General features: G+C 69.9%; 12 protein-coding genes. 7 read left to right on the top strand and 5 right to left on the bottom strand.

The genetic code is table 11. From position 1 onward, the window contains the following. Positions 1-205 precede the first annotated feature (205 nt). The gene (locus ABZU74_RS21840) at positions 206-2356 is read left to right on the top strand and encodes a ThuA domain-containing protein (RefSeq protein ID WP_355426737.1); all 2151 of its coding nucleotides are present in this window, start codon (positions 206-208) and stop codon (positions 2354-2356) included. A gap of 19 nt (positions 2357-2375) precedes the next feature. Here the strand turns inward: ABZU74_RS21840 and ABZU74_RS21835 are convergent, their stop codons facing one another. Then, positions 2376-2846 carry an Rrf2 family transcriptional regulator gene (locus ABZU74_RS21835; RefSeq protein ID WP_355426734.1) on the bottom strand — a complete coding sequence of 157 codons (471 nt, stop codon included), beginning with the start codon at positions 2844-2846 and terminating at the stop codon, positions 2376-2378. Between the two features lie 116 nt (positions 2847-2962). On the opposite strand from ABZU74_RS21835, the gene ABZU74_RS21830 reads away from it, so the two are divergent. Next, on the top strand, positions 2963-3430 hold the full coding sequence (locus tag ABZU74_RS21830) for a cupin domain-containing protein (protein ID WP_355426731.1): 468 nt from the start codon (positions 2963-2965) through the stop codon (positions 3428-3430). A gap of 96 nt (positions 3431-3526) precedes the next feature. On the opposite strand, the gene ABZU74_RS21825 is transcribed toward ABZU74_RS21830, so the two are convergent. Then, positions 3527-6001, bottom strand: a complete 2475-nt coding sequence (locus ABZU74_RS21825) for a M14 family metallopeptidase (RefSeq protein ID WP_355426728.1) — start codon at positions 5999-6001, stop codon at positions 3527-3529. Positions 6002-6233: 232 nt separating this feature from the next. Between ABZU74_RS21825 and ABZU74_RS21820 the strand changes: the two genes are divergently transcribed. The 3 genes from ABZU74_RS21820 (at position 6234) to ABZU74_RS21810 (ending at position 8459) form a co-directional block, all read left to right on the top strand. Continuing rightward, a complete protein-coding gene (locus ABZU74_RS21820) occupies positions 6234-7253 on the top strand; it encodes a hypothetical protein (RefSeq protein WP_355426725.1) in 1020 nt (339 codons plus the stop codon). Next, positions 7250-7780, top strand: a complete 531-nt coding sequence (locus ABZU74_RS21815) for a hypothetical protein (protein WP_355426722.1) — start codon at positions 7250-7252, stop codon at positions 7778-7780. Before ABZU74_RS21820 ends, ABZU74_RS21815 begins: the two co-directional genes overlap by 4 nt. Positions 7781-8051: 271 nt before the next feature. Continuing rightward, on the top strand, positions 8052-8459 hold the full coding sequence (locus ABZU74_RS21810; protein ID WP_355426789.1) for a DUF2809 domain-containing protein: 408 nt from the start codon (positions 8052-8054) through the stop codon (positions 8457-8459). A 38-nt stretch (positions 8460-8497) separates the two neighbouring features. Here the strand turns inward: ABZU74_RS21810 and ABZU74_RS21805 are convergent, their stop codons facing one another. Further along, entirely contained in the window at positions 8498-9433 is a 936-nt protein-coding gene (locus ABZU74_RS21805; RefSeq protein ID WP_355426719.1) for a cyclase family protein, read from the bottom strand. Between the two features lie 226 nt (positions 9434-9659). Continuing rightward, a complete protein-coding gene (locus ABZU74_RS21800) occupies positions 9660-10079 on the bottom strand; it encodes a VOC family protein (RefSeq protein WP_355426716.1) in 420 nt (139 codons plus the stop codon). 286 nt (positions 10080-10365) lie between these two features. On the opposite strand from ABZU74_RS21800, the gene ABZU74_RS21795 reads away from it, so the two are divergent. Continuing rightward, complete coding sequence (locus ABZU74_RS21795) at positions 10366-11559, top strand: amidohydrolase family protein (protein WP_355426713.1); 1194 nt, start codon at positions 10366-10368, stop codon at positions 11557-11559. 19 nt (positions 11560-11578) lie between these two features. On the opposite strand, the gene ABZU74_RS21790 is transcribed toward ABZU74_RS21795, so the two are convergent. Then, positions 11579-12013 carry a glutaredoxin domain-containing protein gene (locus tag ABZU74_RS21790; RefSeq protein ID WP_355426711.1) on the bottom strand — a complete coding sequence of 145 codons (435 nt, stop codon included), beginning with the start codon at positions 12011-12013 and terminating at the stop codon, positions 11579-11581. Positions 12014-12272: 259 nt separating this feature from the next. Here ABZU74_RS21790 and ABZU74_RS21785 point away from each other — a divergent pair, with 259 nt between their 5' ends. Beyond that, positions 12273-13787 carry a family 43 glycosylhydrolase gene (locus tag ABZU74_RS21785; protein ID WP_355426708.1) on the top strand — a complete coding sequence of 505 codons (1515 nt, stop codon included), beginning with the start codon at positions 12273-12275 and terminating at the stop codon, positions 13785-13787. Positions 13788-13834 lie beyond the last annotated feature (47 nt).

The raw sequence follows: 13834 nt of genomic DNA, 5'->3' as shown, positions 1-13834 counted from the left end.
CGAGGGATTGACCCTCACAGACGCCCGAGGTTAACTGCACATCAACGATGTGGATCGATGTTCACCGGAATGCCGTCGACGCGGCACGGTGGCACCGCTCCGCGTCGTCTCGACATCGCCCTCGTTTCGGCGGACGTGGGCACACCGGGGCACTTTCCGGGGTGCGAGACCGCATCCGCACGACGATCCAGAGGAGATCGTGTCGATGAAGATGATGCCGCCGCTACGAATCGCGCTCGCTGTCCTGCTCGCCGGTGGTGTCATCGCCGTCGGACCGGCTGGATCAGCGACCGCGGCCCCCGAGGGCTCAACCGCAGCCGAGGCCGCAGCGCTGAGCAAGGTCCTGGTCTTCTCCAAGACCGCCGGCTTCCGGCACTCCTCCATCCCGAACGGCATCGCCGCCATCCAGCAACTCGGCGCGGCGAACGGCTTCACCGTCACCGCCACCGAGGACGCGGCCACCTTCACCACCGCCAACCTCGCCCAGTACCAGGCGGTGGTCTTCCTCAGCACCACCGGCGACGTGCTCGACGCCGGCCAGCAGGGCGCGTTCGAGGCGTACGTGGCCGCCGGCGGTGGCTTCGTCGGGGTGCACGCCGCCGCCGACACCGAGTACGACTGGCAGTGGTACGGCGGGCTGGTCGGCGCCTACTTCGCCTCGCACCCGGCCACCCAGCAGGCGAGCGTGCGGGCCGAGGACCGGGCCAACGCCTCGACCGCGCACCTGCCATCGACCTGGACCCGCACCGACGAGTGGTACAACTACCGGACCAACCCCCGTTCGGCGGTCAAGGTGCTGGCCAGCCTCGACGAATTGTCGTACACCGGCGGGTCGATGGGTGGTGACCACCCGATCACCTGGTGCCACAGCTACGGCGGCGGACGCTCCTGGTACACCGGCCTCGGCCACACCGAGCAGAGCTACACCGACCCGACCTTCACCCGGATGCTGCTCGGCGGCATCCAGGTGGCGGCCGGGTCGGTGGCGGCCGACTGCCGGCCGGAGCCCGGCTACACCCCGCTGTTCGACGGCACCCAGGCCAGCCTCGGGCAGTGGCGGCAGGCCGGGCCGGGCGGATTCACACTGACCGACGGCACTCTCACCTCGAATGGCGGCATGGGGTTGCTCTGGTACCCGGTGCGCACCTTCGCCAACTACTCGCTCAAGGTCGACTGGATGATGCCGGGGGACGACAACGGCGGGGTCTTCATCGGCTTCCCCGATCCGCAGGGCGACCCGTGGGCCCCGGTCGCCGCCGGTCACGAGATCCAGATCGACGCCACCGACGGTGACCCGACACGCACCACAGGCAGCGTCTACAGCTTCCAGGCGCCCAATCAGGCAGCGCGCGCGGCGGCGCTCAACCCGCCCGGCTCCTGGAACACCTACGAGATCGGCGTGCACGGGCAGCGGGTCGAGATCTGGCTCAACGGCGTCAAGATCAACGATTACGTCAGCAGCCGGGCCATCGCCAACGGCTACATCGGGTTGCAGAACGACGGCGCCGGAATGGACATCAACTACCGCAACGTGCGGATCAAGACCGACGGCCCGAGTGAGCCGCCCGCCACCGACCTCGCCCAGGGCCGGCCGGTCACCGCGTCCAGCGTCGAGCCGGGCAGCGCGCACACGGCGGGCAACGCCGTGGACGGCAACACCACCACCCGCTGGGGCAGCGCGTACGCCGACCCGCAGTGGATCACCGTCGACCTGGGGGCCACGTACGCGATCAACCGGGTGCGGCTGGCCTGGGAGACGGCCCACGCGCGGGCGTACCAGGTCCAGGTGTCGCCGGACAACGTCACCTGGTCAACGGTGCACACCACGACCACCGGCGACGGCGGCGTCGACGACCTCACGGTCACCGGCACCGGCCGTTACCTACGGGTGTACGGCACGCAACGCGCCACCCAGTGGGGCTACTCGCTGTGGGACCTGAACGTCTACGGCACCGCGGCCGGCGGCACCCTGCTCTCCCAGGGTCGGCCGGTCACCACGTCCAGCGTGGAGCCGGGCAGCACCCACGTGGCGGGCAACGCCGTGGACGGCAACACCACCACCCGGTGGGGCAGCGCGTACGCCGACCCGCAGTGGATCGCGGTGGACCTCGGCGCGTCCCGCACCCTCGACCGGGTCCGGCTGACCTGGGAGGCGGCGTACGCGCGGGCGTACCAGGTCCAGGTCTCCCCGGACAACGTCACCTGGTCAACGGTGCACACCACGACCACCGGCGACGGCGGCGTGGACGACATCGCCATCTCGGCCACCGGCCGCTACCTGCGCGTCCAGGGCACCCAGCGGGCGCTGCCCGCGTACGGCTACTCGCTGTGGGAGCTGGAGGTGCACGGCAGCTGAACGCGAGCCGGATCACGTCCTAACGCAGCTCCGCGATTCTGGCCCGGGTGTCGGCCGGCGCTTCGGGGTGCCCGCGCTCGACGTCGGCCCGGACGTCGTCGACGGTCTTGCCAGCCAACTCCCGCCGCCAGGCCAGGTCGGCACCCCGCATGGCCTGGGCGAACGCGCAGGACTGTCGATAGTCGACGCCCGCGTGCTCGCCCGGCCCCTTGTTGAGGATCTGGTCGCACTGGAACAGCTCCTCCGGGCCCTCTATCGCGGCCACGATGTCCAGGAGTGAGATCGCCGCCGGGGGCCGGGCCAGTTGGAAGCCTCCGCGCGGCCCCGAGGTCGACGTGAGGATCCCGGCCCGGGCCAGGGCCTGGAGCTGCTTGTTCAGGTACGCCGGCGGCAGCTCGTAGAACGCCGCGAGGGTGCCGGTCGGCACCGGGGCATCCAGCCAGCTCAGGTTGAGGCATGTGTGGAGGGCCCATTCGACGCCCTGACTCATCCGCATAATCCTGGACTCTACCTGTCCAGAATTTGTGACACAGACCATGATCGCTGGCGTCGACTGATTCTGGATATCTAGTGTCTAGGAATCGACAGGCGACGAAGGAGCCGACAATGACTTTGGTACGCGCAGCCCAGGCCGAGGTGCTCGACAACGACCCGGCCAGCGTGATCACGCTGCTCCTCGACCCCGAGCACACCGGCGGCACTCTGACCAGCAACCGCACCCTGCTCAAGCACGGCACCGACGGTGCGCCCCCGCACCTGCACACCCACTCCGGTGAGCTGTTCTTCGTGCTCGACGGCGCCCTGGAGATGCTCGTCGACGACGAACTGCACACCCTGCACCGGGGAGACATGCTCTTCGTCCCGCCGAACACCCCGCACGCCTTCGCCCCCGCCGTTGGCCAGGACGCCGACTTCCTCGTCGTCATCACCCCCGGCAGGCCCCGGTTCGACTACTACCGACTGCTCGACAAGGTGCACCAGGGCGAAGCCACCTGGCAGGACGTCGCCGAGACCCAGGACCGTTACGACAACCACTACGTGGACAGCCCGTTGTGGGCAGGTCGACGCGGCTGACCGGCTCGACCTCTCCGGGCAGGAGGTGACGGCACACGACAGTTGCCCCGTCGGCGCGGGTGGACCGCACCGACGGGGCAACGATTGTCAGTGGGGCTACTTCTTGTCGATCCTGATCGTCGCGCTGCGGTAGTTGTTGCGCCGGTCGTTCTTCGTCGGGTCGTAGTTCTTCTCGATGTTGCCCGCGCTGTCGACCGAGAACCAGCGGAACGTCGTCGTCTCGGTCACGTGGAACACCTGCCCCGGCTCGCGGAACTCGGTAGCCGCGTAGCGGGGCGACTCGAGCGTGGGCCGGCTGCCGTCGGTCGTGTAGTAGATGGTGGCCGGCTCGCTCGTCTCGAAGTGCACGTCGACGGGTTCGGAGTAGCGCCCCGCCCCGGGGACCAGCTGGGACGTCGGGTTCTTGTTGTCCCTGCCCCAGTCCGCCGCGACCCGGAACATCTCCATGATCCCGTTGGCGTACTCCATCGTCTCGGCGTGGCCGCTGACGAGCTGCGGATTCCCCTCCCACTCCGGTTGGAACGAACCGCCCTGCCAGTCACCGGTGGCCGGGTTGTAGACGGAGCCGCCAACCTCCCAGCCGAACGCGTAGATCCCGTAGGTGTGGTACAGGTCCTCCCGCACGTTGCCCGCCGAGGAGTAGAGGACGTCGGACGAGCCGCCGACGTTCTCCGGCGTGACGACGGTTTCCCGGTGCGCCTTGACCTGCGACAGGATCCGGGCGGCGGACTGCCAGTAGAACGCCTCGTCACCCAAGGGTGGACGGGGCGTGGTGATCCGGCCGTCCGCGATGTAGGCGCCGGGCTGCCAGAAGAGCTGACCGCCGTTGGAGTGCACCGACATCATGAACTTGATGTTCTTGTACTTCTCGACCAGCCAGATGATGTTCTTCGACTCGGGCTCGGACAGCTCCTCCGGCCCCTGGTAGGTGTCGCTGACGCAACTGGTCGACGCGCCCGCGTAGCCGTCGTGACCCGACCCGACCCGGTAGTTCCGGTTCAGGTCCACGCCCCAGGAGTTGCGCCGACCCGGATCGGCGTTCGCGTCCGGGCAGTGGTTGGTCAGGTTCCGTCGCTGGGAGGCGAAGTTGTAGAAGCTGTAGTTCGCCCCGTCGGGGTTGTTCGACAGGATGAAGAAGACGTCGGTGTTCTCGACGATCTTCTTCGTCTCCCGGTCGGACCGGTAGTTGTGCACCAGACGTTCGGCAGACTCCAGGCTCGTCGTCGCCGGCACCCACTCCCGGGCGTGGTCCTGCGCCTGGATGAGGACACCGGGCTTCTTCCCGTCACGGTGCTTGCCGATCCGCAGGACCGGGATCGTCACCGGGCCTCGCGGCACCTCCCCCGCCGGCGCGCCGACCCGCTTCTGGTCGAGGAAATCGGTCAGCGCGACCGGCCCAGCCGTCGGCGCGACGATTCCGGTGCCCTGGTTGGTGCGGTACGGGTGCGCCCGGTCGATGAGCCCCGCGGAGCGGGTCCGCAGCGCCTCGGCCACCTCGGCGGCCGTGCTCGCCGGCGCGCCTGACGCGTCAGTGGCGAGCAGGACACGGACCGCCTTGCCCGTGACCTCCACCGCGAGCGGTAGGTCCGGTTCGGGCCGGCCCACGAAGTCCACAGTGACGTCGTTGCCACCCTGGTGGCCCCACGCCGCCGAGGTGACCACGACCGCCGCCTGACCCGTACCGCCAATCTGGGCCTGCGCCTTGCGCTGGTATCCGTTCGTCTGGTTCGGCAGGTAGACGATCTCGGCGATGTCCGGGTACTGGCGGGCGATCTCCTTGGCGCGGCTGTAGAGCTGCTGCGGGTGCCGGTAGCCGTCCACGAAGTCCGACTTGTAGGACGGGTTCGCCGTCAGCGGCGACGGCGCGTCCTCCAACCAGTTGGAGACGACGCCGGTCGCGACGCCACCGGTGGAGCTCGTCACCTGGATCTTGTTCGGGCGTACGTCGAGCTTGAACAGGTTCCGGTGGAACATGTACTGCCCGGAGTCGACGAACCGGCTCATCGTCCGGGCAAAGCCGAACGGCGTGCCCCGGCCCGAGTCGTTCTCCAGCTGCAACCCGACGATCGGATCCGCCTGTTGCCCCTCGGTGGTCCGCGCCTCGACGTAGAGGAAGCCCTGCCCCTTTGTGGTGAACCAGTCGGCGCGGACGACGCGTACCGTCGCCTCGTGGCTCGCCGGCTGGACCGCCCGAGCGCTGGCCGCGCCGATGCCGCCGTCGGCCTCGTCACTCCAGGCGAAGCCCGCGTCGTCGCCGAGCACCTCGACGCCCATCGCCGTGAGTTCGCTGACCTGCTCGGCGGTCACCACCGCCTCGCCCTCGATGCCGTTCGGCACGCGCCGGAGGCCGTGTTCGAGGTCGAAACCGGCCGCGGCCACCTTGTCCAGCATGTCGGCGCCGGTCAGCCTGAGGTGTACCAGGCGTACCGGGTCAGGTTCCGCAGGTTGGGATCGGCTGGCGGCGGCTGCCGACCCGGTGGGCTCCGCGCCCGCAGGGCCGGTCGTCACGAGGACGCTGCTCACCAGGGTGGACAGTGCGAGAAGCGCGATGCGTCGTTGATTACGCCGCATTCCCCCTCCTTCTGCTTACGACGGGTGATTGCCGGCGGGCCGGGTCCGGTGAGCGTATGTGCGTTTACGGCCGCAGCGGTTCACGTCGATCGAATTTGAGCATTCCTTGAGGCGACGGTCGCCGATCCCCCGCCGCCGCGTCCGTAGCCCGGTCGGCAGGTCCCCCTGCGGAGGGAGCGCTTCCCCTTTCGTCGGGGAGGACCGTCGGCCCGCAGCCAGCGATCGTTGGGCCATGGCTGTCGTCGAGATACCGAGCCGTACCAGAGCGTGGGCGCTGGCGTGCGCCGTGTTCGTCGTCGCCGCGGTGGCTCAGCGGCTGTACTGGATCGCGGGTGGTCGGTGGGGATACACCGCCTGCGATCGCACCGACCTGGTCGATCCGGCGGGCGGGTGCGGCGCGGACCAGGTCGTGGCGTTGCCGTTCTGGTCGGGGTGGGGAGCGGTGGGAGTCGGTGTCGCCCTCGCGGTGGCGCTCGGGTGCACGCTCCGGTTTCCCGGCAGCTGGGCGACCATCGGTAGCGGGGCTGCGGCCGCGCTGCTCCTGGTGGTCGCGTTCCCGCTGCACCTGGTCTTCGAGATCCCGGCGGCCCTGGCCGGGCGACCCTCGGACTGGCGTGACCTCGGAGCCCGCCTCGTGCTGGTAACCGGCGGCGCCCTGTTCGCCGGGCTGGCGAACGCATCCGGACCCCGGCGCGGACCGGCCGCCGTCAGCTACCGACCGGTGCCGCTGTGGACGCGGCGCTGGGCGTACGTCGCCGTCGCACTGCCCGTGGTCGGCTGGGCCGTGCCCCACGCGCTGTGGCTGCTCGGCGTTCCGGTCGGCATCTCCGAGCGGGAACTCAACGACATCGAGCGGAACATCTCCACGGCGACCGGCGTCGCGATCACACTCGTCCCGCCGCTCGCGGGCCTGCTCGTTCTCGGGCTGGTGCAGCGGTGGGGGCAGCAGTTTCCGCGCTGGGTGCCGGGACTACACGGCCGAAAGGTTCCCCGCCAGCTGGCCGTGATCCCGGCCGGCGTGGTGGCGCTCACGCTTGTCACCTACGGCGTGCTGAGCATCGCAGTGCTCGTCGGCGAACTGCTCACGGGTGACACCCGCTGGTCCGACGTATGGGACGGCTGGGCGGTCACCGCCACGCTGCTGGTGTTCCTCGGCTGGGGAGTGTCGTTGGCCGTCACCACCGCCGGCTATGCCCTCGCCACCTCGGCCAACACCGCCGTGACCGGCCTCCCAGGATCGGAGCGTCCATGAGCCCCACTGACTCCGCCCACGTCTCGACCACCGCGCCGCCGCCCTGGGCGATCTGGGCCGCCTACGCCGTACCGCTCTGCGTCCTGCCGTCGGCACTCTGGCGCCTGTCGCTGGTGTTCACCGACGATGCCGCCACACCGTGGTACATGATCTTCCTGTCCGCCCTGTCGATGGGACTGGCGCTGTTGACACTCGGGCTGGTGCACCGGTGGGGGCAGCGGGTTCCGCACTGGGTACCCCGCATCGGGGGCCGTCGCGTCCCGGCGCGTCCGGTCGTGCGCGTCGCGCTGGTCGGCGGCTGGTCACTCGTCGCCATCTGCGTGTACTTCCTCCTGAACCAGAGGTTCCACCTTGTGCAGAGCGGCTGGGTAGGCATCGGCGACGACCAACCGGTGCACCAGCCTCCCGGCTGGGAGGTGTTCCGTTACTACGCGCCGCTGCTCGCGTGGGGCCCGCTCGTCATCGCCGTGGCCACCGACTACGGCCGCCGGGCAGCAATGGCTCGAAGACGGGAACAACACCTGTGAGAACTCCGGCGTCCGGTCCTGCCCTTGCGCGGTGTCGTACGCCGATCTCACCTTTGCGCACTGGAAAACCTCTCCGACAATGCTGCTGCGGTTCGCGCTGGTGCCCGGCGGCCGCCCGACGCTCGGTCACGACGCGGCCCGTTTCCGGCCCACCGCGGACCAGCTGGCCAGCGCCGAACCACGGCCGACCCGAACCGCGCGGGCCGGTACCGTGGGTGTGGTGGCTACCACGGCGAGAACCCCGATCAGGGCCCGTACGGTGCGGATGCTCATGCCGGTGGCGGCGCTGCTGTTTTTGGGCCTCGCCCTGCTGATCCGCGCCGTCGACGACGGCACGCTTCGGCAATACTCCGGCACCGCGCTGTACGCGTCGATGGTCTGGGCGATGGTGCTGTTCCTGTGGCCGCGGATGGCGCCGGTACCGGCCGGGATCGCCGCCATCGCCTTCTGCTGGGTAGTGGAACTCGCGCAGTTGACCGGGGTGCCAGCCGAACTGTCGGTGCGGAGCGTGGCTGCGAGGCTGGCGCTGGGTGTGCAGTTCGATCCCGTCGACCTGGCCTGGTACCCGGCCGGCGTGGTTCCCCTGACGGTGCTGCACCATCTGGTACGCGCTCGCCACCGCCGCAGCCACCCCGCGACGGACCCGATCAGATCTCCTGATGCACGCTCAGCGGCATGAAGTCCGCCTACCCGTGTGTGTGCTTCACGCCGCCCCGGTCAGAACGTGGCGATCGGGTTGACCGGGCTGCCGGACGTGCCGGCGAAGCGAACCGGTGCGACCGCGAGGTGAAAGTCGAACTGGCCGAGTTCGGCAGCCGTCGTCGCGCACGCCTCCAGGTCACAGTTGTCGAGCATCCACAGACCCATCGCGACGAGACTCACGGCGTGGACCGGCATCAACACGTCGTCGTACCCCGACGGCTGAACGTCCTGGGGGGTGTCAGCGCCGATCAACGCCACCCCCCGTTCATGCAGCCACGGCAGGCATGACGCGTGCCAGCCGGCCTGGGTGAAACCGCTGGCCGCACCGTTCTCGTGCCGGAAGCGGCCATGACCGGTCCGCAGGAGCACCGCATCACCGGGTCGCACCTGCACACCCTGACGGCGCTCGGCCTCGTCAAGATCGTCGGGGTGCACGCCATCCCCCGGCTCCAGCCACGGCACACCGCGGGCCGCCGCGACGTCCAGCAGGACACCACGCGTGACGATCCCGTTCGCAGCCGCCGTGACGGCCGCCCACGCCGAGCCCGTTTCGGCGTCGACAAGCGAGTGCGACCGCCCGTTGTACATTGTGCCGTCCCAGAAGATGTGGCACGGCGAGTCCAGGTGGGTGAGGGTGTTGCCGTGGAACGAGATGCCAAGCCGCTCGGACGAGAAGCCCCAACGCCGGTCGGCGTGGAAGGCGGGCGGCATGTTCTCGGCACCCGGCATGTCGGCGGTGCACGGGCACGTCGTCGTCGACCGCTCCATGTCTGCCGGTGCGGCAACCTCCCAGGCGCAGGACACGCTCTTGCCGTGCCGCACGGCCCGCGCCGCCGCGAGCCGGACGTCGTCCGTGATGTGGTTCAGGGTTCCGCGCTCGTCGTCGTCGCCCCACCGCCCCCAGTTCGACAGCGTGTCGAAGTATCCGAGCACATCGTCCTGGGTCGGCATGGGTCGTCCTGCCGTCATCTCCGCATCGACTCCTCTGGTCACGGGGCTTCGAGACACCGCAGGTCAGGGTAGCCCGCCGCTTGATCGACGGACGCCCGCACCTGAGTTCCTCCGCCACCCCGGTGCCGGTGTCGACCGGGACGTACCTCCGATCCGCGGTGTCGCTGGCCAGGTCCTCGTGGTTCGACGTGTCGGCATCAGCGCGGTTGCCCGGCCGGCCCGACGGTCAGAGACCCTGCCCCACCTCGACCAGGTAGCCGTCCGGGTCGCGCAGGTAGCAGCGGATCTCCTTTCCGTGGTCCTTCGGCTCGGTGAGGAACTCCGCGCCCCGGGACTTCCACTCCTCGTAAAGTTTCCGAATGTCCCGGACCCGGACGTTCATCGCGCAGCTCAGGGTGTTGGAGTCGGCTGGCGCCTTGGCCTGCACCGTCGGCTTGTCGTCAGTCGGACCGCCCTCGACATTGATGATGATGTAGCTGTTGAAGAACTTCATGATCAGCGGGTTGCTCTCGTGGACGCAGGTCGCCCCGAACACCCGCTCGTAGTACTCCCGGGACCGCGCCAGATCGCGCACGATCAGCAACGTTGCGAGGAACATGCCGTCCTCGGGCTCGAAGTAGTCGGGTGCCGGGTTGGCCAACGCCATGACCGTCCTCCTGTCGTCGCCCCTTTTCGCGCAAGAAGTTGGGCGGCGTCGGTATCCCCCGGGAAGGTTGCCGAAAACGCCACCGCGACGGGTGATGTCCCGACTCACCCCTCGCAGGCGCCGACCTCAGGAATGTGCCCAGCAGGCCGCTGACCCCGCAGGGGGAAGAGATATCGCTCTGCCGGGGGAGGCTGTGCACCGTGCGGTGGTGCGATGGTCAGGCCATGACCGGTGGCCGGCAGCGGCGGTCGGTGGTGGCAGTCGTGGCCGAGCGGGGTGGGCTGGGATGACGATGACGACGCGTGCCGTCCGGGTGGGCCGGATGTTCGACGGCGAACGGCTCGTGGACGGCGGGGTGCTGGTCCTGCTCGACGGGGGGCGCATCGCCGAGGTGCACCGGGGTGGCGCCGAGGCGCCGGAAGGCTGGCCGGTACGCGAGGAGCCGAACGGCACGCTGCTGCCCGGTTTGGTCGACGCGCATGTGCACCTGTGCGCCGACGCCGGGCCTGACGCGCTCGGCCAACTCGCGGAGCGTCCCGAGTCGGACCTCGACGGGGTCGTCGAGGTGTCACTGCGTACGCACCTGGCGGCCGGCGTCACGACGGTCCGGGACCTGGGTGACCGACGCGACGCGGTGCTCCGCTGGCGGGGTCGGGGGTTGCGTGACGACCTTCTGACGGTGGTGGGGTCTGGCGCACCGCTCACCAGCGTCGGTGGGCACTGCTGGTCGTTGGGGGGCGAGGCGAGCGGTGTCGACGGGGCCCGCGAGGCCGTACGCCTGCGGGCGGCGGCCGGCGCCGACCTGGTGAAGGTCATGGCCAGCGGTGGGGTGTTCACCCCTGGCACCGACACCACGAGGCCGCAGTTCACCGAAGAGGAACTGACCGTCATGCTGACGCAGGCCCATGATCTGGGCCTGCCGGTGACCGCGCACGCGCACGCGCTCAGCGCTGTCGAGCAGGCGCTGCGCGTCGGTGTGGACGGCATCGAACACTGCACCTGCGTCACCGCGGCCGGCGCCCGTGTCCCCGCTGAGCTCGCGGACCGACTGGCCACGTCCGGGGTGGCGGTCTGCGCCACGCTCGGCACCGACCCGGCCGTGGTCACGCCACCCGAGGTGGTGGCGATGGCGGCGCGGGCCGGGCTCAGCGAGGCCGCGCTGCGGGACGGCGTCGCCACTCTGCACCGGGCCGGGGTCCGCCTGGTGGCCGGTTCGGACGCGGGCCTCGGCCCCGCGAAGCCGCACGGGATCCTGCCCGAGACCCTCGTCGAGTACGTGGCCTGCGGCATTCCCGCCACCGCCGCCCTCACGGCGGCAACGTCGGTCGGCGCCGAGGTGTGTGGCCTGGGGCGACGCAAGGGTCGCGTCCACCCGGGTTTCGACGCCGATCTGCTGATCGTGGACGGCGATCCGACGAGCGACATCACGGTGCTGCGCCGCCCGCTCGCCGTGTATCGCGCCGGTGACCCGGTGGAATGAAGACGTCCGCGGCCCGTCCTCAGGACGCGCGAAGCTGCTCGCGGAACCAGGCCCGGTCGGGGTTGACCACAGCCCGCTCGCCGAGCACGACGGTCGGCACCGTCTCGTTGCCGCCGGCAACCGCCCGGACGGCGGCGGCAGCGGCCGGGTCACGCCAGATGTCCACCCAGTGCGCCCGCCGGGCGAGCCGGCCGAGGGAAAACCGCAGCCGCAGGCAGTAGTGACAGCCGGGACGCCAGTAGACGATCGGCCGGCCGTCCACAGCGCTGGCCCGTTGCGCCTCGGCGGTGCCCATCGAGCGGGGAAACGCCCACGGCGACAGCAGTAGCGCCAACACCAGGAAGACCAACAACTCGACGCCGCCGACGACGGGCAGACCGGCGGCCAGTTGCGTCACCGCCACCACCACGCCGAACGCCGCCATCAGAATCGCCAGAACCCACCGTCGGAGCACGTCGAGGACCCTACCCCCAGGTGCGTGATGCCCGCTGTTCCGGCCAGCTCGGCGGCAAGCACGCCTTGACATGTATCGATGTTAACGCCAACATGAACTCCGCCACCTGGTTGCAACGCCACCGTCACATTCCCAGCCCTTCGCGCCTCTCCCCCGGCCCTGCCCGACGTCGCCGCGCGACGTCGACCGGATCGGCTACGGCGTCGCCGCAGTGCTACCGGTGCTGGTCAATGGCCGTTCCCAATCCCGCGGAGGACAGATGCCGCTGCCATCCCCTCGAACCGACCCGATCGCCCACCGGGCCGTCCGCCGGGGCCCTGCCGCCCGTGCTGGCTCCCGGCGACCCCGGTCGGTGCTGGCCGCGGTGCTGGTGTTCCTCGCCGTGTCGGCCGGCCTGCCCGTGGCCGGGCCGGCGCAGGCCGCACCGGCCGTCAACTACACCAACCCGCTGGTGAACCAGCGGGCCGACCCGCACATCTTCCGGCACACCGACGGCTACTACTACATGACCGCGACGGTGCCGCAGTACGACCGGATCGTGCTGCGCCGGGCGACCACCCTGCAGGGGTTGGCAACGGCGGCGGAGACGACGATCTGGAGCCGCCACACCAGCGGAGAGATGGGCGCCCACATCTGGGCACCGGAGATCCATTTCATCAACAACCGGTGGTACGTCTACTTCGCCGCGGGCCGCACCGACGACGTGTGGCGAATCCGGATGTACGTGCTGGAGAACGCCAGCGCCAACCCGCTGACCGGTTCGTGGACGGAACGCGGCCGGATCACGACACCCTGGGACACCTTCAGCCTGGACGCCTCAACCTTCGTCGCCAACGGGGTGCGCTATCTGACCTGGGCACAGCAGGAGCCGGCGATGGGAAACAACTCCAACGTCTACCTCGCCCGGATGGGTGCCAACCCGTGGCAGATCACGGGCACGGTGACCCGGCTGGTCGTACCGACCTACGACTGGGAGACCCGCGGCTACCGGGTGGCTGAGGGACCGGCGGTGATCCAACGCAACGGCCGGATCTTCCTGACCTACTCGGCCAGCGCCACGGACGCCAACTACTGCCTCGGGATGCTGAGCGCCTCCGCCACCGCGAACCTGCTCGACGCCGCCTCCTGGAGCAAGAGTCCCAGCCCGGTGTTCGCCAGCAACGCGGCCACCAGCCAGTACGGCCCCGGCCACAACTCGTTCACCGTCTCCGAGGACGGGCAGAGCGACATCCTCGTCTACCACGACCGGAACTACCGCGACATCACCGGCGACCCGCTCAACGACCCGAACCGACGCACCCGGCTGCAGAAGGTGTACTGGAACGCCGACGGCACCCCGAACTTCGGCATCCCGGTGCCCGACGGGGCCACACCGGTGCGGCTGCGCTCACATGACCAGGCCAGCAGCTACATCCGGCACTACGACTACCGGGCCCGGATCGAACCGAACGTGACCAACCTGGCCGACTCCCAGTTCCGCATCGTCACCGGCCTCGCCGGCGGCGGATCGGTGTCGCTGGAGTCGACCAACTTCCCCGGCTACTACCTACGCCACCGGGGCTACGCGCTGTACGTGGAAAAGAACGACGGCTCGGCGCTGTTCGGCGGCGACGCGAGCTTCCGCCGCCAGGCCGGCCTCACCGACAGCGCCGGGATATCCCTGGAGTCGCAGAACTTCCCGGGCCGCCATGTGCGCCACCGCGACGGACTGCTCTACATCGAGGCGGTCAGTTCGAGCGCCGAGCGCGCCTCGGCCACCTTCCACCTGGAATAGCCGCCCACAGGTCGAGGTGCCCGCGGTCGTCGACAGCCGTCCAGGCT

This window comes from Micromonospora sp. NPDC005171 (assembly GCF_040608575.1).
Classification (GTDB): domain Bacteria; phylum Actinomycetota; class Actinomycetes; order Mycobacteriales; family Micromonosporaceae; genus Micromonospora.
This window is presented reverse-complemented; position numbering and strand designations above follow the sequence as displayed.

Excerpts from the sequence above, each read along its gene's own strand:
- ABZU74_RS21825 (WP_355426728.1), bottom strand. The coding sequence starts at position 6,001 with ATGCGGCGTAATCAACGACGCATCGCGCTTCTCGCACTGTCCACCCTG.
- ABZU74_RS21820 (WP_355426725.1), top strand. The coding sequence starts at position 6,234 with ATGGCTGTCGTCGAGATACCGAGCCGTACCAGAGCGTGGGCGCTGGCG.
- ABZU74_RS21835 (WP_355426734.1), bottom strand. The coding sequence starts at position 2,846 with ATGAGTCAGGGCGTCGAATGGGCCCTCCACACATGCCTCAACCTGAGC.
- ABZU74_RS21795 (WP_355426713.1), top strand. The coding sequence starts at position 10,366 with ATGACGATGACGACGCGTGCCGTCCGGGTGGGCCGGATGTTCGACGGC.
- ABZU74_RS21815 (WP_355426722.1), top strand. The coding sequence starts at position 7,250 with ATGAGCCCCACTGACTCCGCCCACGTCTCGACCACCGCGCCGCCGCCC.
- ABZU74_RS21800 (WP_355426716.1), bottom strand. The coding sequence starts at position 10,079 with ATGGCGTTGGCCAACCCGGCACCCGACTACTTCGAGCCCGAGGACGGC.
- ABZU74_RS21785 (WP_355426708.1), top strand. The coding sequence starts at position 12,273 with ATGCCGCTGCCATCCCCTCGAACCGACCCGATCGCCCACCGGGCCGTC.
- ABZU74_RS21805 (WP_355426719.1), bottom strand. The coding sequence starts at position 9,433 with ATGCCGACCCAGGACGATGTGCTCGGATACTTCGACACGCTGTCGAAC.
- ABZU74_RS21830 (WP_355426731.1), top strand. The coding sequence starts at position 2,963 with ATGACTTTGGTACGCGCAGCCCAGGCCGAGGTGCTCGACAACGACCCG.
- ABZU74_RS21840 (WP_355426737.1), top strand. The coding sequence starts at position 206 with ATGAAGATGATGCCGCCGCTACGAATCGCGCTCGCTGTCCTGCTCGCC.
- ABZU74_RS21810 (WP_355426789.1), top strand. The coding sequence starts at position 8,052 with ATGCCGGTGGCGGCGCTGCTGTTTTTGGGCCTCGCCCTGCTGATCCGC.